Source organism: Rhodoferax sp., assembly GCF_037143375.1.
Taxonomy (GTDB): domain Bacteria; phylum Pseudomonadota; class Gammaproteobacteria; order Burkholderiales; family Burkholderiaceae_C; genus Rhodoferax.
Map to the genome: position 1 here is coordinate 1 of NZ_JBAWYV010000060.1, position 19,927 is coordinate 19,927.

General features: G+C 58.1%; 18 protein-coding genes. 9 read left to right on the plus strand and 9 right to left on the minus strand.

Annotated features, from left to right (window positions below; all coding sequences use genetic code 11):
* Positions 1-22: 22 nt before the first annotated feature.
* From WCG50_RS10675 to WCG50_RS10695, 5 genes are read right to left on the minus strand one after another with little or no spacing between them, the layout of a single operon-like run.
* Positions 23-808 (minus strand): peptidylprolyl isomerase, encoded by a 786-nt coding sequence (locus tag WCG50_RS10675; RefSeq protein ID WP_336899582.1) that lies wholly within the window; start codon positions 806-808, stop codon positions 23-25.
* A gap of 38 nt (positions 809-846) precedes the next feature.
* A complete protein-coding gene (locus WCG50_RS10680; protein WP_336899583.1) occupies positions 847-1,140 on the minus strand; it encodes a BolA family protein in 294 nt (97 codons plus the stop codon).
* The gene (locus WCG50_RS10685) at positions 1,137-1,691 is read right to left on the minus strand and encodes a septation protein A (protein WP_336899584.1); all 555 of its coding nucleotides are present in this window, start codon (positions 1,689-1,691) and stop codon (positions 1,137-1,139) included. Before WCG50_RS10685 ends, WCG50_RS10680 begins: the two co-directional genes overlap by 4 nt.
* A complete protein-coding gene (gene msrB / locus WCG50_RS10690; protein WP_336899585.1) occupies positions 1,688-2,098 on the minus strand; it encodes a peptide-methionine (R)-S-oxide reductase MsrB in 411 nt (136 codons plus the stop codon). The genes WCG50_RS10685 and msrB overlap by 4 nt, the downstream gene beginning before the upstream one ends.
* A 25-nt stretch (positions 2,099-2,123) precedes the next feature.
* Complete coding sequence (locus WCG50_RS10695; RefSeq protein WP_336899586.1) at positions 2,124-3,617, minus strand: YdiU family protein; 1,494 nt, start codon at positions 3,615-3,617, stop codon at positions 2,124-2,126.
* A 153-nt stretch (positions 3,618-3,770) separates the two neighbouring features.
* Between WCG50_RS10695 and WCG50_RS10700 the strand changes: the two genes are divergently transcribed.
* Positions 3,771-4,946 carry an acetyl-CoA C-acyltransferase gene (locus WCG50_RS10700; protein ID WP_336899587.1) on the plus strand — a complete coding sequence of 392 codons (1,176 nt, stop codon included), beginning with the start codon at positions 3,771-3,773 and terminating at the stop codon, positions 4,944-4,946.
* A 165-nt stretch (positions 4,947-5,111) separates the two neighbouring features.
* Here the strand turns inward: WCG50_RS10700 and WCG50_RS10705 are convergent, their stop codons facing one another.
* Together WCG50_RS10705 and WCG50_RS10710 are read right to left on the minus strand one after the other, a co-directional pair.
* The gene (locus tag WCG50_RS10705; protein WP_336899588.1) at positions 5,112-6,179 is read right to left on the minus strand and encodes a virulence RhuM family protein; all 1,068 of its coding nucleotides are present in this window, start codon (positions 6,177-6,179) and stop codon (positions 5,112-5,114) included.
* A 121-nt stretch (positions 6,180-6,300) separates the two neighbouring features.
* The gene (locus tag WCG50_RS10710; RefSeq protein ID WP_336899589.1) at positions 6,301-9,210 is read right to left on the minus strand and encodes a PAS-domain containing protein; all 2,910 of its coding nucleotides are present in this window, start codon (positions 9,208-9,210) and stop codon (positions 6,301-6,303) included.
* A gap of 102 nt (positions 9,211-9,312) precedes the next feature.
* Here WCG50_RS10710 and murJ point away from each other — a divergent pair, with 102 nt between their 5' ends.
* The 8 genes from murJ to WCG50_RS10750 all read left to right on the plus strand — a co-directional run bounded on the left by murJ (position 9,313) and on the right by WCG50_RS10750 (position 18,414).
* Positions 9,313-10,878, plus strand: a complete 1,566-nt coding sequence (gene murJ / locus WCG50_RS10715; RefSeq protein WP_336899590.1) for a murein biosynthesis integral membrane protein MurJ — start codon at positions 9,313-9,315, stop codon at positions 10,876-10,878.
* Between the two features lie 83 nt (positions 10,879-10,961).
* On the plus strand, positions 10,962-13,010 hold the full coding sequence (locus WCG50_RS10720) for a PAS domain-containing protein (protein WP_336899591.1): 2,049 nt from the start codon (positions 10,962-10,964) through the stop codon (positions 13,008-13,010).
* The gene (locus WCG50_RS10725) at positions 13,007-13,660 is read left to right on the plus strand and encodes a response regulator transcription factor (RefSeq protein ID WP_336899592.1); all 654 of its coding nucleotides are present in this window, start codon (positions 13,007-13,009) and stop codon (positions 13,658-13,660) included. The genes WCG50_RS10720 and WCG50_RS10725 overlap by 4 nt, the downstream gene beginning before the upstream one ends.
* A 166-nt stretch (positions 13,661-13,826) precedes the next feature.
* Positions 13,827-14,207: a response regulator transcription factor gene (locus WCG50_RS10730; protein WP_336899593.1), complete on the plus strand. Its 381-nt coding sequence runs from the start codon at positions 13,827-13,829 to the stop codon at positions 14,205-14,207.
* Positions 14,208-14,243: 36 nt separating this feature from the next.
* The gene (locus WCG50_RS10735) at positions 14,244-16,025 is read left to right on the plus strand and encodes a methyl-accepting chemotaxis protein (RefSeq protein ID WP_336899594.1); all 1,782 of its coding nucleotides are present in this window, start codon (positions 14,244-14,246) and stop codon (positions 16,023-16,025) included.
* Between the two features lie 88 nt (positions 16,026-16,113).
* Complete coding sequence (locus tag WCG50_RS10740; protein WP_336899595.1) at positions 16,114-16,965, plus strand: tetratricopeptide repeat protein; 852 nt, start codon at positions 16,114-16,116, stop codon at positions 16,963-16,965.
* A 109-nt stretch (positions 16,966-17,074) separates the two neighbouring features.
* Positions 17,075-17,464 carry a PA2779 family protein gene (locus tag WCG50_RS10745; protein ID WP_336899596.1) on the plus strand — a complete coding sequence of 130 codons (390 nt, stop codon included), beginning with the start codon at positions 17,075-17,077 and terminating at the stop codon, positions 17,462-17,464.
* A gap of 32 nt (positions 17,465-17,496) precedes the next feature.
* Positions 17,497-18,414, plus strand: coding sequence for a PA2778 family cysteine peptidase (locus WCG50_RS10750; RefSeq protein WP_336899597.1), 918 nt, complete (start codon positions 17,497-17,499; stop codon positions 18,412-18,414).
* Between the two features lie 50 nt (positions 18,415-18,464).
* Here the strand turns inward: WCG50_RS10750 and WCG50_RS10755 are convergent, their stop codons facing one another.
* Both WCG50_RS10755 and WCG50_RS10760 read right to left on the minus strand, forming a co-directional pair.
* Positions 18,465-19,589, minus strand: coding sequence for an MFS transporter (locus WCG50_RS10755; protein WP_336899599.1), 1,125 nt, complete (start codon positions 19,587-19,589; stop codon positions 18,465-18,467).
* A gap of 80 nt (positions 19,590-19,669) precedes the next feature.
* Positions 19,670-19,927, minus strand: a 258-nt coding sequence (locus WCG50_RS10760) for an AIR synthase-related protein (protein ID WP_336899598.1), incomplete at its 5' end; no start/stop codon positions are given.

The following is a 19,927-nucleotide window of genomic DNA, read 5'->3' on the forward strand; positions in this document are numbered from 1 at the left end:
TTTTTTTGAGCTTGAAAAAGCTTTATTCGACCTTGGCCTTGGAGCGCAGTTCTTCCTGGTATTTACCCATTTTTTGCTGTTGCAACTGTTGCGTGATTTGAGGTTTGACATCCTCAAACTTGGGCAACTGAGCGTCACGGATGTCGTCCAGGCGGATGATGTGGTAACCAAACTGGGTTTTGACCGGGGTTTCGGTCATTTTGCCCTTGGCCAGACCGGTCATGGCAGCTGAGAATTCAGCCACGTAGTTGCCAGCGCCAGCCCAATCGAGGTCGCCGCCCTTGGCGCCCGAACCTGGGTCCTTGGAAGCCTTCTTGGCGATGTCTTCAAACTTGCCGCCTTTTTTCAGTTGGGCAATGATGGCCTTGGCCTGGTCTTCTTTTTCCACCAGGATGTGACGGGCCTTGTACTCTTTGCCGCCGTTGGAGGCCGCGAACTTGTCGTACTCCGCTTTGATATCGGCGTCAGTCACGGGGTTAGTTTTTTGGTAGTTGGTGAACAGCTCACGAATCAACAGGGTCTGGCGCGCCAGTTCCATCTGGGTCTTGAAATCTTCAGTGGTCTCGTAGCCTTGTTTCTGGGCTTCCTGGATGAAAATTTCGCGGGCGATCACTTCGTCTTTGATCTGGCCTTCCATTTCAGGCGTCACCGGGCGACCCGAGCGCGCAATTTGCTGCGACAGGGCTTCGATACGTGACTTGGGGACGGCCTTGCCGTTGACGATGGCGACGTTTTGCGCCAGCACCACGGGTGCCAGGGTGCACAGCATGACGGCAGAAGCAACGGCAGTTAAAAGTTTCATTTTCATTCGGGGTTCCCTAATTAAAAAGTATTAAATATTCAGGTTCAAACGGGGGGTAAGTGGGCTTCAATCGCCAAAGCGTGGAGGCCCTGGGCAATGAAATCTTGCAGCGAATCATACACAAGGCGATGGCGCATCACGACTGACTTGCCCGTAAATAAATGTGAAGTGATTTTCACCCTGAAATGAGTGCCGGCGCCGGTGCCGTTCGACCCTGCATGGCCGTTGTGCTGGTAGCTTTCGTCCACCACTTCGAGGGTGACGGGTTGAAGCTTTTCACGCAAGCGCTGCTCAAGCAGCAGGGCAGTGGGCGCCGCCAAGGGAGTGGGGTGGGTCATGGTGCTGCCTTGGGGGTTGTGGGTTCGTCGGGTTTGAGGTAACGCGATATATAAAAGCCCTGGCCCACGATGAAGACCAGCGGAAACGCGTAGCCCCAGAGCTTGAAGTTAACCCAGGCTTCGGTGCTGTAGTAGGCGGCCACATAGCCGTTGATGATTGACATGAAGGCGCTGTAGATCACCCACACCAGATTGAGTCGCATCCAGACCGGGTCAGGCAGCTCCATCTGGCTGCCCAGCATCAGCTTCAAAAAGTTCTTCTTGTAGACCCAAACCGCCAGCGCCAGCCCGATCGCCATGGCGGCGTACAGCACGGTCGGTTTCCATTTGATGAATCGGTCGTCGTGCAAGGCAAGCGTCAGGGCGCCAAACACCAGCACCAGCGCCAGGGTGATTTTGTGCATCATCGTCAGCTTGCGGTCGATGACGTAGATCAGCACCATTTGCAGCACGGTGGCGGCCATCAGCACGCCGGTGCCCACGTAGATGTCGTACGACTTGTACGCGCCAAAAAAGAGCAGGATAGGAAAGAAGTCGATCAGTATTTTCATGTTGGTGTGAAGTTTAACGAGGCCGAGTTCATGCAGTAGCGCAGGCCGGTGGGGGCCGGGCCGTCCTCAAACACATGACCCAGATGCGCACCGCAGTCGGCGCAATGCACTTCGGTGCGCTTGGCCCACAGCTTGCCATCGACCTGGGTGCCCACCGCCGCTTCATTGATCGGCTGAAAGTAGCTCGGCCAGCCGCAACCGGCGTCGAACTTGGCATTTGCGTCAAACAGCGGTTTGTCGCAGCAGATGCACTTGTAAATGCCTGCAGCCTCGTTGTCCGCGTATTTGCCGGTGTAAGGGCGCTCAGTGGCTTCGTGGCGGGTCACGTCGAAGGCCGAAGGCTCAGCGCCTTTGGTGGCCAGCAAGGCTTTCCACTCGGCATCGGTTTTGGTGATTTTGTAGGTCATGGTCGCATTCTCGGTGGTCTGTGTGTCAGGAACTGCAGCTGATCTCGATGCTGCTGGCCCAATCAGGCGGAAAGTCGGCGTACGCCTCAAAACCGGGGTGTTCCTCAAAGGGAGATTCAAGCAGATTCAGCAAAGTATCGACCTGAGAAAAGTCTTTAAGTTTCGCCGCCCGGATGGATTGTTCGCCCAAATGATTGCGCAGCACAAACTTCGGGTTGGTTTTAAGCATTAAATCGGTCGCTAGCCCCCGTGCTACCTGCGTAAGTCGCTCTGAATAACGTAGCAACCAGGCGTCGGCCGCGTGGCGGTCCAGAAACAGGTCGCGCACGGTTTGATTGTCGGTGCCCGCGCTGGCGTGGCTCAGACGGCGCCAGAAGATGGTGTAGTCGACCCGGTCCTGGGCCAGTAATTTCAGAATGTCTTCAATCAGCAGGCGGTCAACTGCCGCAGTGCTGTCGCCGGCATGGGCCAGCCCCAGCTTGGCGCACATCAGTTTTTCAAACGCTGCCGGGAAAACGGTTTTGTAGGACTCCAAGGCAGCCAAGGCCAACTCTTGCTCACTGATCAGGGGCAACAGCGCTTGCCCCAAGCAAAACAGGTTCCAGTGGGCGATGTTGGGTTGTTTGTTAAAGGCATAGCGGCCCCGGTCGTCGGAGTGGTTGCAGACGTGGTCGGGGTCATAGGCATCCAGAAACTGGAACGGGCCGTAGTCAATGGTCAGGCCCAGCACGCTCATGTTGTCGGTGTTCATCACGCCGTGGCAAAAGCCGACCGATTGCCACTGCGCCACCATGTGGGCGGTGCGCTCGCTCACCGCTTGGAGCAGGGCGGCGTAGGGGTTGCCGGCAAACTGATCCCCGGTTCGGCACTCGGGATAAAACTTGTCAATCACATAGTCGGCCAGCGTTTTGAGCTGCGCGTGCTGGCCGCTGTGTGAAAAATGTTCAAAGTGGCCGAAGCGCACAAAACTGGGCGCCACCCGCGTCACCACTGCGGCGGTCTCGATGCTTTCACGGTAGATTTCTTCATCCGAGCCGGTCACGCACAGGGCCCGCGAGGTGGCTATGCCCAGGCCCTGCATCGCCTCGCTGCACAAAAACTCCCGAATGCTGGAGCGCAGCACCGCGCGACCGTCCCCCCGGCGCGAGTAGGGCGTGAGTCCGGCGCCTTTGAGTTGCAGTTCCAGCCCGCCTTCGGTTTCGCCCAGCAGAATAGCCCGGCCATCGCCCAGTTGTCCGGCCCACTGACCAAATTGGTGGCCGCTGTAAACGCTGGCCAGCGGTTGCGTGCCTGACAAGGGTTGGTTGCCGGACAGCACTTCGAGTAACTCTTGGGAATTCAACCAATCGCTATCCAGTCCAAGCGCTTTGGCCACCGAAGCGCTGCGGCCCACCCAATAGGGCGCTGGCAGCGGTTGAGGGGCGAGCGGGGTGTAAAAACTTCGGCCCAGTTGCGCAAAACTGTTGCGCCAGGTCAAGCCGACATCGAGTGTTTTAAGGTTGCTTGGTGCCATGTTCATGGCCGGAATTGTCTCGCAGAGGGTCTGAGCCTACCGATGGCGGGGTTATCAAAGGCCCGTGACATTGTGGGGACAGCGTGCGTTTCGTCAATGACTTAGCGGCTTAACCATGAGATTTTCCAATTTCCAACCATCACAAATTTCCCTCATGCCATGACTACAGCCGTGATCGTTTCCACCGCCCGCACCCCGCTTGCCAAAAGCTGGAAGGGCGCTTTCAACATGACCCATGGTGCGACCTTGGGTGGCCATGCCGTTGAACACGCCATCTCCCGTGCCGGCATTGAGGCGGCCCAGGTGGACGACGTCATCATGGGCTGCGCCTTTCCGGAAGGAGCGACCGGCTCCAACATTGCCCGGCAGATCGCCTTGCGTGCGGGTTGCCCGGTGTCCGTGCCCGGCATGACGGTCAACCGGTTTTGCTCTTCGGGCTTGCAAACCATCGTGCTCGCAGCCCAGCGCGTGATGGCGGGCGAGGGTGATATTTTTGTGGCTGGGGGTCTGGAGAGTATCTCGTGCGTGCAGCAGCAGATGAACACTCACATGCTCAACGATCCGTGGTTGCAACAGCACAAGCCCGAGATTTACTGGAGCATGCTGCAAACCGCCGAGCTGGTGGCCAAGCGCTACAACATCAGCCGCCAAGCCATGGACGAGTTCGGCGCAGCCAGTCAGCAGCGCGCCACGGCGGCGTTGGCAGCAGGACTATTCCATGACGAAATCACACCAATCACCGTCACCATGGGCGTGATCGACAAGGTCATGGGCCTGATCTCCAAAAAAGTCACCGTCAGCCAGGACGAAGGCATTCGCGCAGGCACCACCGTCGAAGGCATCAGCGGCTTGCGGTCAGCGCTGCCGGGTGGCTTGATTTCAGCCGGCAATGCCAGCCAGTTTTCTGATGGCGCGGGTGCGGTGGTGGTGATGAACGAGGTGCTGGCCGAGAAAAAAGGCCTCAAGCCCTTGGGCCGTTTTCTGGGCTTTGCCGTGGCGGGCTGCGAGCCGGACGAAATGGGCATCGGGCCGGTATTTGCCATTCCCAAAGTGCTGGCGCGTCTGGGGCTCAAGGTCAGCGACATTGACCTGTGGGAACTCAACGAAGCCTTTGCCGTGCAGGTGATTTACTGCCGCGACCGCCTCGGTATTCCCCAAGACTACCTCAACGTGAATGGTGGCGCCATTGCAGTCGGCCACCCTTATGGCATGAGCGGCCAGCGCCTCACCGGGCACGCCCTGATCGAAGGCCAGCGTCGCGGTGCCAAACGCGTCTGCATCACCATGTGCATTGGCGGTGGCATGGGGGCAGCGGGCGTTTTTGAGGTGCTGTGATCAAACGACGACTGAGCCGCATGACGAGGCGGTTTTCTTAGGCTATCCGTATTTTGTTGTGTACAAGCGCTAAATCTTGCCTTCTTCGATTAGCCTGACCCATGTTGATATTTCGGTTCCGATGTTTCATCCGTACAAACCGGCCGTGCATCAGGCCGCGTTTCCCTAATTCGTATCTGGCTCGCTAGGCTCAGTCGGATCGAAACCATCCTGAGTAAGCAAATCAAAGTCAGACTGATACAGCCGGTCCTGAATTATTCGGTATTTCTCGAATTCGCTTTCAGCATGTGTTTTGGCAATTTCTGCAGTGACTTTTCCGGCATCCTGCAAAACATCGCGGTCCCATACTTTCAGAAACCTGCCCAACCTTACTTCCCAATCCGCCATGGTCATGGGAATTCGGCGCATGGCCTGAGCTTCGGCCATATCGAGGTAGGCCGAAACAATCCGCTGCATTTGTGCCAATTCGAACTCCGAGAGATAGTTTTTGGCAATGGAGACATCGTATTTTTGAATCTTCTGGTTGGGTGCTCCATCCCAAGTGGTCAAACCCATGTTTTCCTTCTGATGGGCGGCCCGATCCATGATTGCTTCAGCCGCCGTCCGCCCGTGAATGGCGTAGTGCAACTTGTTTTGAACCGCTGCAAAGAAGCGTTTGGTTGCCGTGGCGGAAGAATCGTAGTCCAGGGCAGTTGCGTAGATGTCAGTGATTTTTTGGTAGAACTTGCGCTCTGAAAGTCGGATTTCACGAACCTGTTCAAGTTGACGCTCAAAAAATTCATTGTCCAAAATGCTGCCGCCCTTTTTTTGACGCTCAACATCCATAACCCAACCTTGAATCGTGTAATCCTTCACAATTCTGTTGGCCCACTTGCGAAACTGCACAGCCCGTTCGTTTTCGATCTTAAAGCCAACTGCGATGATGGCTTGCAGGCTGTAATGCTTGACTTTGTAGCTCTTGCCATCTGTGGCAGTTATTAAGTAATCCTTAATAACTGCCTGCTCCTGAAGTTCATCAGTGGCAAAAATACGCTTCAAATGTTGGTTGATGGCAGGAACCGAGACATCGTAGAGTGTCGCCATCATCTTTTGCGTCAGCCAGATGTTTTCGTCCTCATAACGCATTTCCACGCTGGATTCCGAGTCACCCTCCGCTGCAACGAAAGTCAAATATTCCGCTGCTGATGACCGAACAATGCTAACGACCAGGGGTGTTTTTTGTTTCTTTGTCATTGAAATATTTCTACCGTTTACGTAATCTGCATGTCTAAGGGATCCACTAGTTTTCTGGTTTTGGGAGCCTTTGCGGTTTCGCCGAGATTGCTATATCAACAACGAAATATGGATAGCCTTTTCATATAACGAAGTTTGTCATGTTGACTGGTAAGTTGATGGCGTTGAATTGGCTGAGCCACTCGAAGGCGGCCGCTTGCGGCAGGGGGCGGCTGAAGTAGTAACCCTGAAAAGCATCGCAACCCAGGTTGGTCAGGTAAGCGCGCTGGGCCTGCGTTTCGACGCCTTCGGCAATCACGGTGAACCCCAAATTGTGGGCCAGGCCGATGGTGGCAGCACAGATCGCGGCATCGTTGGCGTCGGTTTCCAGGTCTTGCACAAAAGCCCGGTCGAGCTTGAGGTAGTCCAGTGGCAGGCGCTTGAGGTAGGCCAGCGATGAGTAGCCGGTGCCAAAGTCGTCCATCGCCAGACGCACGCCCAAGGCCCGAATCAGCCCGAGTCGCTCGATGGAGGCCACGGGGTCTTGCATGGCCACTGATTCGGTGATTTCCATCGTCAGCGCCTGGCCCGGTAAACCACTGTCTTGCAGCGCTTGGGCAATGCGTTGCGGCAGGGTGGCGTTGCGTAGCTGAATGGCACTGAGGTTGACGGCCATGGTCAGGTCTGGCAAGCCGCATTGGCGCCAGCGCGCCAGGATTTGACAGGCCGTTTGCAGTGCCCAGTCGCCTATTTCGTTAATCAGGCCGAGTTCTTCTGCCAATGGAATGAACTCGTTGGGTGGCACCAGCACCCCGTTGGGTTTTTGCCAGCGAATCAGCGCTTCCACGCCAATGGCACGCTCCCCGGTGACGTCGAGTTGCGGTTGGTAGTGCAGCACAAATTGTTGTTGTGTGACCGCATCGCGCAGGTCGAGTTCCAGGGCCAGGCGCTCGGCTGCGGCCGTCATCATGGCGGCATCGAAGAAGTGAAACACCCCTTTTCCAGCGCTCTTGGCGTGGTACATGGCGATGTCGGCGCTTTGCATCAACGCGCCGCGGTCCTGCCCGTCTTGCGGGTAAAAACAGATGCCGATGGAAACCGATGCCCGCAGCGAATGCCGGCCCAGTGCAATCGGCTGGCGCAAGCTGTCGATGATCTTGCTGGCCACGCTGGAGGCATCCTGGGGGTCATCGAGTTCGGCCAGCACCACCACGAACTCGTCGCCACCGAGGCGGGCCACGATGTCGTTGTCGCGCACCGTGGCGCTCAGGCGCTTGGCCACGGCGCACAAAAATTCGTCACCAATGCCGTGCCCCAGTGTGTCGTTGATGGACTTGAAGTTGTCCATGTCCAGAAACATGACCGCCAGGCGCCGGTCATGGCGGCGCGCGTCGGCCACCAGTTGGTCAAGACGGGCTTCGAGCGTGTAGCGGTTGGCCAGCCCGGTGAGCGCATCGCGGTGCGCTAGCCGCTCGATTGCCTCGGCCGCCTGATGCTGCTCGGTCACATCGGTGTAGATCGTGACAAAGCTGCCATCGGCCAGTGGCAGACCGCGCACATCCAGAATGCTGCCATCCGGTCGGGTGCGTGTGAACTGGTGCGGTAAATGCAGGCGTGCCCGGTCCATCAGTTGTTGAACCTGAACTTCCGCGTCACCTACGCCGTATTCACCGCGCGCGGCATTGAATCTGAAAAAGCGCTCCAGCGTCGGGTTGTTTTCAAACAACTCAGCCGGAAAATTGAGCAAGCGGGCGTATTCCGTGTTGTGGACCAGCAAACGCAGGTCGGCCCCAAACAGCGTGACGCCCCCGGGGATGTTGTCAACCAGGGTCTGAAATACCTCGCTTTGGTGGCGCAGTTCGCGCTCAATCGTTTTTTGCTCGGTGATGTCCGAGTAGATGGTGACAAAACCGCCATGTGGCATTGGTGCACCGCGCAGGTCAATGACCGTGCCATCGGGGCGCGTGCGCTCCAGTCGGTGCGTCACCGGGTGGGCCGCCTTTTCGACGATGTCTGCCACAAAGCTGTCGACGTCAACCTCGCCATACTCCCCGCGCTCGGCGTTCCAGCGGGTCAAATCCGCAAAATGGGTGTGTTGCGTCAGCATGTCTCGGGTAAAGCCGAGCAGCTTGACGGCCTGTTCGTTGATCAGCAGCAACTGGAGGTTTTTGTCATACACACTGACCCCGCCGGGCAGGTTGTCGATCAGGGTTTCCAGAAGTTCGGTCTTTTCCGTCAGGGCTTGCTCGCGCTGCTTGCTGTCGGTGACGTCGGTGTAGCTGGTCACAAAGCCTACGGTTTTTCCGTCCACCTGCATCGGCCGACCTTCCACCAGGTGCGTGCGGCCATTGGGCCGTGTGCGCTCAAAACGGTGGGGCTGAAACTTCATGGCCATGGCGCGCCGCTGCGCCACCAGTTCGACGGGGTCGCCGGGACCGTATTCGCCGCGCAAGGCCGGGTACATCAGCAAGTCATCAAAAGAGGCGTCGGGGTACGCACTCTCGGGAGGCAGGTTGAGCACTTCAAGCAAAGTGGCGTTCCAGCATTTGAGCTGGAGCTGGTCATCAAACACCGAAATGCCTTGTGGCAGGTGGTCCACCACGCTGCTCAGGTAGGTGGCCTGCTCGCGCAAGGCGGACTCGTTGCGTTGCTGGTCGGTGATGTCGGTATAGATGCTGATGAAGCCGCCATTCGGTAGCGGTCCCCCGTTGATTTCAAACACACGCCCGTTGGGTCGGGCGCGCTTGAAACGGTGCGCCAGTCGCTGGTTCGCCAAGGCCATGCGCTCCTGCGTCAGTTGGTGCGCGTCACCGGCGCCGTAATCGCCGCGCAAGGCATTGAATAGTGTCATTTCTTCCAGCGTGGGCAAGCTGGGCTCGAACATGGTCAAGGGGAAATCAAGCATATCGACCAGCAAGCGGTTGATGGCCAGCAGTCTGAAATCACGGTCAAAAATGCCAATGCCCACCGGCAGGTGATCCAGCATGGCCCGGTAATTAGCCAACTCGTCACTGGCGACCAGTGCTGAGGAAAAGTGACCGCTGAGAATCATGGGTGATTTTGGGGTAGACGAGGATTGAGGTTGGTTATTGTGCGCCCTAAACACACGACAAACGCACTCTCAAGGGGTATTGCCACGGCTACACTCGGCGCCGTGAGTTTATTCAAATCTGCCTCTATTGTTTCGCTGTTAACCCTGCTGTCGCGCATCACTGGCTTGGTGCGCGAGTTGCTGATTGCCTCCACGTTTGGGGCCAGTGCGCTGACCGATGCGTTCAATGTGGCGTTTCGCATCCCCAACCTGTTTCGCCGCTTTTTTGGCGAAGGCGCCTTCAGTCAGGCGTTTGTGCCGGTGCTGGCAGCCTCCAAGGCGCAGCACGGAGAGGCTGCCACAAAAATCCTGATTGACGACGCAGCCACGGTGTTGGCGTGGTCTCTGGCGGTTCTCAGCCTGATCGGTGTGGCCGCGGCCCCGGCGCTGGTCTGGGCCATGGCCAGTGGTCTGCAGCAAAGCCCGCGCGGTTTTGAGGTGGCCGTGGTCATGACGCGCTGGATGTTTCCGTACATCGCCTTCATGTCGATGGTGGCCTTGGCCGCTGGGGTGCTCAACACCTGGCGCCGCTTTGCCGTGCCTGCCGCCACGCCGGTGTTGTTGAACCTTTGCATGATTGGTGCCGCCTGGCTCGGCGCACCCTGGTTCAAGTCGATGGGCCTGGAGCCGATTTATGCGCTGGCGGGCGGTGTGCTGCTGGGCGGTGTGCTGCAACTGGTGGTGCAATGGCTGGCCTTGAAGCAGCTGGGTCTGATGCCAAAAATCAGTTTGCGAATGCAAGCGCTGCGCTCGGCCTGGGCCGATCCGGGCACCAAAAACATTCTCAAACTGATGGGCCCGGCTTTGCTGGGCGTGAGCGTGGCGCACATCTCGATGCTGATCAACACACAAATTGCCTCGCGTCTGATGGCCGGCAGCGTGAGCTGGATCACCTATGCCGACCGCTTGATGGAGTTCCCCACCGCCATGCTCGGCGTGGCGATGGGTGTCGTGCTGATGCCGCAACTCGCAGGTGCGCGGGCTTCGGGCGACACCGCCAGATACTCCGCCATGCTGGACTGGGGTTTGCGACTGGTCGTGTTGCTGGCCGTACCCTGTGCGGTGGCGCTGATGGCCTTTGCCAAACCGCTGGTGGCTGTGCTGTACCACTACGGCGCCATGACTGATTTTGATGTCCAGCAGATTACCTCGGCGCTGATGGGATGGGGCGTGGGCCTGGTTGGCATCGTGGCCATCAAGGTGCTGGCGCCGGGCTACTACGCCAACCAAGACACCAAAACCCCGGTCCGCATCGCCATCGCCGTGCTGGTCATCACCCAGTTGCTCAATATCGGGCTGGTGCCGGTGTTTGCTCACGCGGCGCTCACGCTGTCGATTGGCATCGGCGCCATGATCAATGCCGTTTGGCTGCTGGTGGGCTTGCTCAAGCGCGGTAGTTACAAGCCCGAGCCCGGCTGGGGCGTGTTTGTGCTGCAGGTGATTGCCGCTTGCGCCTTGTTGATGGTGTTCCTGATGTGGGCCAACAGCGCCTTTAACTGGACCCAGTTGCGCAGCGAGAGTTTTAAGAGAATTTGGCTTCTAGCCCTCGTGCTGCTTGCGTCAGCAGCTATTTATTTTGTAGCGCTTTGGGCGGCGGGCTTGAAACTTCGTCAGTTCATGCGCCGCTGAGTTTGCACAGCTGTGTCGACCTGGGTTTGCGTAAGCGCAAGGTGCGCGAGAATCTCCGGTTGATTAATCGATAGATGCGCCCCATGACCACCCCCCAAACGCCCACCCTCAACGCCACTGCTACTGCATCGTTGTCGATCGGTCAGGCGCTGCGCTTGAAAGCAGAAATGATCGTCTGTGAGAAAGAGTCGCTGTCGCTGGACGTTGTTGCCGAGATGTCACCAGAAGATGCGCAACTGCTGTTCCATGAACTGCGCGTGCATCAAATCGAACTGGAAATGCAAAACGAGGAGTTGCGCCGGGCAGCGCTCGCGCTGGACGCCGAGCGCACACGCTATTTCGATCTCTATGACATGGCACCCGTCAGTTATTGCACGCTCGACGAGCAGGGATTGATTTTGCAAGCCAACATGACTGCGGCTAATCTGTTGGGCGTGACGCGCAGCGAGATGGTGAACCAGTCGGTCACGCGCTTTATTTTTAGTGACGATCAGGATATCTATTACCTGCACCAAAAACAGCACGCCTTGTCTGACCAACCCCGGTCGTGCGAGTTGCGGATGGTAAAAAATAACGGCACTCTTTTGTGGGTGAAATTGCAGGTCACGACCACACGACCGCCTGGAAAAGAGGCGCTGCATCGTGTGGTGCTCGCCGATATCTCTGAACGCAAGTTGGCCGAGGTGGCCTTGCAATTGAGTGACCATGCCCTGAAAGCAATCTCCCAAGGGGTACTGATTACCACGCCGGACCAGCGCATTCTCTCGGCCAATCACGCGTTCGAGTCGATCACCGGCTACTGTGAAAAAGACATTTTGGGCTTGAACTGCCGTTTTCTCCAGGGGCCCCTGACCGAGCCCGCCACGGTGCAGGCCATTCACGTTGCAATGCAGGAAGGGCGCACCTTTACAGGTGAGATTCTCAACTACCGAAAGGATGGTTTCCCCTTCTGGAATGAGCTCAGCATCTCTCCGGTGCAGGATGTGCAGGGCGTGTTGACGCACTTTATTGGCGTCACGCGGGACATCTCTGAGCGCAAGGCCATGCAGGTGGCACGGGACGAAGCGCTGGACCGTCTGCAGAAGATCGCAGGGCACATTCCAGGCGTGGTTTACCAGTATCTTTTGCGCCCCGATGGAAGCTCATGCTTTCCGTTTGCCAGCGAAAAAATAAAATCGATTTACCGCCTGAGTCCGGAAGAAGTGCGGGAAGATGCGGCCAAGGTCTTTGCCATCATCCATCCTGACGACCACGTGGCGATCACGGTGTCCATCCTTCAGTCGGCGCAGGACCTGACGGCCTGGAGCCATGAATACCGGGTGCGGTTCGAAGATGGCACGGTACGCTGGTTGTTGGGCAATGCCTTGCCGCAGCGCCAAGACGATGGCGGCACCTTGTGGCATGGTTTCATCACTGATATCACCGAGCGCAGGCAGGTGGAGGAGACGCTGCGGGATCACTCACGGCAGTTGCGTGCGCTCTCCCGGCACGTGCTGCAAGCCCAGGAAACTGAGCGGCGTCGCCTGGCGATTGAGTTGCATGACGAACTGGGCCAGTCGCTCACCGCCATCAAGATCAATCTGCAGGCGCATGAACGATTCAAGGACCAGATGCCCAGCGATCTTTTTGCAGAAAACATTCGCATCGTGGAAGATGCCTTGCAGCAAGTCAGGCGCTTGTCACTGGCGCTGCGTCCGTCGATGCTGGACGACCTGGGCCTCCTCCCGGCGCTGCGCTGGATTGCCGAACAGTCAGCCGCACGCGGCGGTTTTACAGTGACGATTGACTCCGCCATTCCACTGGAGCGGCTCGCCCCCGAAATTGAAACAGCCTGTTTTCGCATCGTCCAGGAGGCGTTGACCAACATCATTCGCCATGCCCATGCTGCACGAGTCGCTATTGAGTTGTTGCAAGAGGGCGGTTCGTTGTTGCTCTGCGTCCGTGACGATGGCGTTGGTTTTGATATTGCGGCGATGCACGAGCGCGCCTTGGCCGGTGGCAGTATTGGCGTGCTGGGTATGCAGGAGCGCGCTGTGCTGATAGGTGGTGAGCTGGAAATAGTGTCGAATGCGACCAAGGGCAGCGCCATTCGCGTGCGCTGTCCCATGCGTTTGCGCGGGGTACAGCCATGAAGCCGATGCGTGTGTTATTGGCGGATGACCACATTCTGGTTCGAGCAGGATTGCGAAAACTGCTGGAGTCTGTGCCTGATCTGGAAGTGGTGGGCGAGGCCAGCGATGGCTTGGCGCTGATCGCCCTGGTGGCAGAGTTGCAGCCGGACTTGGTGTTAATGGACATTGCCATGCCCGGCCTGAACGGTTTGGATGCCACCGCCCGGGTCATGAAGGAGTGGCCACAGACCCGTGTCCTGATCCTGTCAATGCACCAGAACGAAGAATATGTGCGCCAAGCCCTGCGTCATGGAGCAGTGGGGTACCTGCTTAAGGATGCCGCCCCGACGGAACTTGATCTGGCACTTAAGGCCGTCATGCGAGGAGAGACGTACCTCAGTCCGGCCGTCTCCAGGGGCGTGCTGAATGACTATGTTCAACGTTTACGCGGCGAGGAGGACACGCGGGTGATACTGACCCCACGCCAGCGGGAAGTGTTGCAACTGATTGCCGAGGGCCAAAGCACCAAGGAGATTGCGCGTCGCCTTGAGCTGTCGGTCAAGACCGTGGACACGCACCGCAGTCAGTTGATGCAGCAACTCAATATTCACGAAGTGGCCGGTTTGGTGCGGTATGCCATCCGTGCCGGTTTGGTCTCGACGGACCTTTGAAATCCTGACTAAGGTATTTCCCCGGTCGAACTCAGGTGTTGACCTGATGTTGCATGGCGCCCGGAATGCCTACAGTAGGGGCTATGTTTCAAGCTATCAAAAATAGACAAATCAATGCCTGCGGGCAATTCTTGTTGCCAGTTGCCCCGATGCGAGGAGTGCGGTCATGACGATAAAGATCCTGCTGGTGGACGATAACCAGTACTTTTTGGCGGCCGTCAAACAATTTCTGGATATGTTGCCGGGCGCCGAAGTCGTCGCTGAGGCGCATAACGGGTTCGATGCCTTGTCCAAGGCTGCTGAATGGGAACCAGACCTGATCCTGCTCGACATTGCCATGCCCGAGATGAATGGCCTGGAGGTCGCGCGTTGCCTCATTCAGTGGCCCCAGTCGCCGCGCATTGTTTTTCTGTCCATTCACGATGGCGCAGCCTACCGTGAAGTGGCCCGCGAATTGGGGGCTGAAGGCTTTGTCTGCAAAGCTGACTTTGTGGCTGATTTGCTCCCTATCATCGGGCGACTGGTCGATGCCAGAAACCCTACTTAATCATCAATCCACCATCCTCATGAAAGGAAAAAATTCATGAATTTCAAAGATATGAAAATTTCCGTCAGGCTCACGCTCGGGTTTGGCGCCATGGCCTTGCTGATTGTTTTGATGGGCGGCCTCTCGCTGATCAAAGTGGGCATCATGTCGGAGTTGTTTAACCAGGTGATCAATGATCGAATCCCGAAAATTGTCGCCATCAACGACATGAAGTCGGACCTCAATGTGACGGCCCGGGCGATTCGCAACATACTGCTGTATGTCGAACCAGAAGTCGTCAAACAGGAAGCGGATCGCGTCCAGTCTGCTCGAAAACGTAATAGTGACCGCCTGGCCAAGCTTGCGACAGAGATCACCACCGAGGAAGGCAAAACGGCTTTGGCAAAAGTCAATGAGGCCCGCAGCAAGTACCTGCCCGCCCTTGATACGTTTCTTGGACTGGCCAAGGGTGGGAAAACCGACGAGGCCAAGGTGCTGCTGTTGGGTGGCTTGCGCACGGCGCAAACGGCTTATTTTGACGCTCTGGATGCCTTGCTCTATCACCAGGATTTGCTGCTTGATCAAACCACCGATGCCACATTGGGCGCAGCGGCCAGCATGAAGTTGTCGATCTGGATAGCCGTGGTGACTGCGCTGGCGGTGGCTTTGTCGATGGGTTTCTGGATCATTCGCGCCATTACCCGCCCTATCAACCAGGCCGTCGAAATTTCTCGGGCCGTTGCCGGTGGCGACCTGAGCATGCAGTTTGATGCCGATGGCAGCAATGAGACCGCTCAACTGCTTAAAGCGCTCAAGGACATGCAAACCAGTTTGGTCCGGGTGGTGCAAAAAATACGGGTGGGTTCAGACGGCGTGGCCACAGCCAGCACCGAGATTGCCCAAGCGGATATGGACCTGTCCGCCCGCACCGAGAGCCAGGCCAGTTCACTGGAACAAACAGCCGCCTCCATGGAGCAACTCAGCGCGACCGTCAAGCAAAATGCCGACAGTGCCCGCCAAGCCAACCAACTGGCCCTGAGTGCCAGCACGGTGGCGGTGCAGGGTGGTGAAGTGGTAGGCCAAGTGGTCGAAACCATGCGGGGCATCAACGAAGCATCACGCAAGATTGCCGACATCATTCAGGTCATCGATGGCATTGCTTTTCAGACCAATATCCTGGCCTTGAATGCCGCAGTGGAAGCGGCCCGTGCCGGTGATCAGGGTCGTGGCTTTGCCGTGGTGGCCAGTGAGGTGCGTTCGCTGGCCGGTCGCTCGGCTGAAGCGGCCAAGGAGATCAAGTTGCTGATCAACACCAGCGTCGAGCGTGTCGAGCAGGGCACCCAACTGGTGGATCAGGCCGGCAGCACCATGTCCGAAGTGGTGAGCTCTATCAAGCGCGTCACCGACCTCATGGGCGAGATCAGCGCCGCCAGCAGTGAACAAAGTCTGGGGGTGTCGCAGGTGGGTGAAGCCGTGGCCCAGATGGACCAGGTGACGCAGCAAAATGCCGCGCTGGTGGAAGAAATGGCAGCGGCGGCCAGCAGTCTGAAATCGCAGGCGCAGGATTTGGTACAGACAGTATCGGTGTTCAAGCTCGATGGCGCTGAAAGTTATTCGTCCAGCCCCCCTGCGACTTTCGATCGCACACCGCCCAGAGTGGCCCTGAAAAACCGTCCCGCGCCTGTGGCTCGGCGCCCGATGGCCCCACGCCCCTTGGCGCCAGCGGTGAAACGAACCGCTTTGGCGAACAAACCCAAAGCCTTGGCTGTGTCGTCTCCGTCGCCCGCACCGGTCAGTACAGCCAAAGCTGACAGCGGGGACGATTGGGAAACTTTTTAGGCCTACGGGTTTCAGTGGTACTTTTAGATCAACCCATGGCTAGTAATGCAATAAATAGAATAGGAATTGATTCGAAAAGGATGACCCGATGAAGCTTTCACTTGAGGTACCCACGCCCCTGGCGTACTTTGCATCCCTGGTGCAAAGTGACGCTGAATTTGTGTTGCTGGAGGCCGCAGTCTGCCTGGCGCAGGACGAATACCCGGACCTGGACGTGCAACAGGTGCTGGGAGAAGTGGACCAGTTGCTCGCGCGGCTCAAGCGCCGGCTCCCGATCGATGCGGGTCCCCTGCAAAAATTACGGGCGGTGAACCAGTTCTTTTTCCGCGATTTGAAGTTCGCTGGCAATGTCAACGATTACTACGACCCCGATAACAGCTATCTGAGCATTATTTTGCGCACGCGCCGGGCCATTCCCATCACGCTCGCGGTGCTCTGGCTGGAGTTGGCCCAGGGCCTGGGGCTGGCGGCGCGGGGTGTCGGGTTTCCAGGTCATTTCATGGTGAAAGTCAATCTGCCAGAGGGGCAGGTGGTGATTGATCCGTTGGATGGGCAATCGCTCAGCCGCGAAGACCTGGCCGAGCGACTCGGGCCATTTCGCCAGCGCAATGGATTGCTCGATGAGTTTGAAGTGCCGTTGGGCTTGTACCTGAAGGCCGCACCGCCGCGCGACATCATTGGTCGGATGTTGCGCAACCTGAAGGAAATCCACACCACCCAGGAAGACTGGGTGCGCCTGATTGCCGTTCTGGACCGGTTGATCGTGTTGCTGCCGCAAGCCTGGACTGAGTACCGTGACCGCGGCCTGGCCCATGCCGAGGTGGACCATGTCGGGTTGGCGCTGCAAGACCTGGAAACCTATCTGTTGAATGCCGAAGCTGGCCCGGACCGCGCGGCCATCCTCGGTCGGGTGATCGAATTGAAACGAGAGATGAGTTGATGTGTCCTGATGTAAGACTCGTTGACGTGGGTCAGGGTGGCAAGTTAGATTACATGGTTCGAGTCAATACTGACTTGTCATGGTCTGGTCACTACAAAAGAAAGAATGAATGAATAACTTTAAAAAACTGATCGCTTCCAGCCTGATTTTTTGCATCACCGCCGCCGGCTTTCCGATGGCCGCACAAGCTAGCCTAGTGAGCACCGATGAAGTCATCTCGGCCAGCGCTGCATTGACTAACCGCGGCACGGTCAGCGCATTTCTGGCACGCGATGATGTGCGCCAAGCGATGCAGGCCCAAGGTGTCAGCCCGGTGGCTGCCAGCGAGCGTGTCGCCGCGATGACCGACAACGAAGTGGCTCAGTTGGCCGGTCGTGTTGACCAAGCCCCTGCCGGTGGCGAAGTGTTGGGCCTGATCTTTACCGTCTTTATTGTCCTGCTGGTCACCGACATCATGGGCTTGACCAAAGTATTTCCCTTCACCCGATCGGTTCGGTGATCGGTCTTGTCGCTGCCCTGAAAACCCCCGTTTTGACGGGGGTTTTTATTGGGGCCATGTTCTTGCTGGGCGGTTGTGCCACGCCCCAAATGGCGACGCTTGAGGCCCATTGGCCGTCTGACCTGCCGACCCGGGTCGAGTTGACCCAGGTGCCTTTTTACCCGCAGGAAGATTATGAGTGTGGCCCGGCCGCCTTGGCCATGGTGGCGGGGTCAGTTGGGGTTTCGGTCACGCCTGAGTCTTTGGTGAACCAGGTTTATTTGCCGGGGCGAAAAGGTGCCTTGCAGCCTGAGATGCTGGCAGCCACCCGGCGCCAGGGTTTGCTGGCCTATCCCTTGAACCCGACGGTGGAGACCGTGATGCGCGAAGTGGCTGCCGGTCACCCGGTACTGGTTTTTCAGAACCTGGCCTTCTCGTTTTACCCCGTGTGGCATTACGCGGTGGTAATCGGGTTTGATCGTGCTCGCAATGTGCTGGTGCTGCATTCGGGCCGCACCGAGCGCATGGAAATGTCGCTGTTCACCTTTGAGCGCACTTGGGCGCGGGCGCAGTTTTGGTCGATGCTGGCGCTGCCGCCCGGGCGCTTGCCCGCCACCGCCGATCCACTGGTTTACACCACAGCCGCTGCGGCGCTGGAGCGAGTGAATCCGCTGGCGGCGCAACAAGCCTATGCCACCGCCTTGAAGACGTGGCCGAATGACCGCGCCGCTTTGATGGGAGCCGGCAACACCGCCTATGCCCTGGGCCAGCGTGAAGTCGCCGCCCAGGCTTACCGGCAAGCCGTGGCGCTACACCCCGACTTTTCCGATGGCTGGAATAATCTGGCGCAAGTGTTGCTGGAACTCGGTGCGTTAAAACCCGCCGCGCAAGCCATTGATAAAGCGGTGGCGTTGGGTGGCGAACGCATGCTGCGTTACCAGGCGCTGCAAGCCGAAATTTATAAGAAATAGAGCGCTAGCCCCCGTACTACCTGCGCTAGCAGCTATTTATTTAATAGCGTTTAAGTTGGGCTGAACGTCGGGCGTAGCCACAAGAGCAGCAGCGCCAAAGCGCTGAAAGCGATGCCCGCCATGAAGGTAAAAGAAGCACCCCACTGGTCCCAGAGTAAGCCCGCCACGCCACTGGCGACGAGCATGGCCAGGCCGCTGACGAGGTTGAAAAACCCGTAGGCCGTGCCGCGCAGGTTCTCCGGCGCAGTGTCGGCCACCATGATGGCCAATAAACCTTGGGTCATGGCCATGTGCAGACCCCATAAAACTATCCCGGCCCAGACCCAGACGCCCTGGTTGCTGTAGGCCAGCAAGGCATCCGCGCCGATCAGCAAAAAGCAACCCCATGCCAGCAAGGTGGTGTGGCGCATCTTGTCGGCCAGTTTGCCAAACGGGTAGGCGCAGGCGGCGTAAATGACGTTCATGGCGATCAGCACCGCAGGCGTCCAGGCCAGCGGCAAGCCGCCTTGCTGGGTGCGCAGCACCAAAAATGCCTCGCTGAAACGCGCCAACGTAAACACAGCACCAATCGCCACCACCCACCAGTATTGAGCACTGAGTCGCGCGAGGTTGTCGCGGCTGATCGGGTTGGTGCGCACGGCGCTGGCCGGTCGAGATGGTTCCTGCACACCCAGAAACAACAGCGCCACACACAGAACAGCCGGGATGACGGCGACCCAGAACACCGCCTGGAAATCATTGGCCCAAAGCAGCATCAAGCCCATAGCGAGCAGCGGGCCCACAAACGCGCCTACCGTATCAAGCGACTGGCGCAAGCCAAAGGCGGCGCCGCGGAGTTCGGGGGGTGTGAGGTCGGCCACCAAGGCGTCACGCGGCGCACCCCGGATGCCTTTGCCGACCCGGTCAAACAAACGGGCGGTCAGCACCAGCCCGGTCGAGGTGGCCAAGGCAAACAGCGGTTTGGAGAAAGCGCCCAGGCTGTAGCCCAGCAAGGCGAGGGGTTTGCGCTTGCCCCAGAAGTCGCTCAACACGCCAGAAAATACTTTGACGATCAGGGCGGTGGCTTCAGCCGCGCCTTCGATCAGGCCGACCACCAGCACACTGGTGCCCAGGGTGGTGACCATGAAGACAGGCAGCAGGCTGTGAATCATCTCAGACGAAATATCCATCAGCATGCTGACAAAACCCAGCGCCCAGATAGCGGGCGGAATGTGTCGAAGCGCCTGTGTGGGCTTGGACACGGTTTTTGCTCGGGTTAGCGCACCACCACGGCGGCACCTTCGCCGCGCGCGGCAATCACGCCGATCACATGCACCTGTTCGCCAGCGGCGGCCAGGTGGGCCGCGCAGGCTGCTGCGCCGGCAGCATCGATCACCACGACCATGCCGATGCCGTTGTTGAACGTGCGGTTCATCTCGATGTCGTCAATGGCGGCCGTTGCTTGCAGCCAGGCAAACAGCTCGGTTTGGGGCCAGCTGCCTTTGGTCAGGTGGGCGGCCATGCCTTCAGGCAG